The 582-nt window shown below is 67.4% G+C and carries 2 pseudogenes; both read left to right on the top strand.

From position 1 onward, the window contains the following. A pseudogene (locus tag ACFPIH_RS56415) lies at positions 1-389 on the top strand (2-oxoacid:acceptor oxidoreductase subunit alpha); the annotation flags it as partial. Further along, positions 382-582, top strand: a pseudogene (locus ACFPIH_RS56410) (2-oxoacid:ferredoxin oxidoreductase subunit beta); the annotation flags it as partial. The pseudogenes ACFPIH_RS56415 and ACFPIH_RS56410, both read left to right, overlap by 8 nt.

The raw sequence follows: 582 nt of genomic DNA, 5'->3' as shown, positions 1-582 counted from the left end.
ACGACCTCATGGTCCGCACCCGCCAGGCCAAGATCGACGGCATCACCGTCCCCGACCTCACCGTCGACGACCCCCACCACGCCCACACCCTCGTCCTCGGCTGGGGCTCCACCTACGGACCCATCACCGCCGCCGTACGACGGCTGCGCGCGGCCGGGGAGCCGATCGCACAGGCCCACCTGCGCCACCTCAACCCCTTCCCCCGCAATCTCGGGACGGTACTCAAGGCGTACGACAAGGTCGTCATCCCCGAGATGAACCTCGGCCAGCTCGCCACCCTCGTACGGGCGAAGTACCTGGTCGATGCCCACTCCTACAACCAGGTCAACGGCATGCCGTTCAAGGCGGAGCAGCTCGCCGCGGCTCTGAAGGAGGCCATCGATGGCTGACGCCACGACTGACGCCACGCACGGTCTGCTGCAACTGGTGCCCAAGGCCGAGGCCAAGCAGTCCATGAAGGACTTCAAGTCGGACCAGGAGGTGCGCTGGTGCCCCGGCTGCGGTGACTACGCCGTCCTCGCCGCCGTCCAGGGCTTCATGCCCGAACTCGGCCTGGCGAAGGAGAACATCGTCTTCGTCTCC

The organism is Streptomyces vulcanius (assembly GCF_042653945.1).
Taxonomy (GTDB): domain Bacteria; phylum Actinomycetota; class Actinomycetes; order Streptomycetales; family Streptomycetaceae; genus Streptomyces; species Streptomyces mangrovi.
Note: the sequence above shows the minus strand (reverse complement) of the source record. Positions and strands in the feature narration are given on the sequence as shown.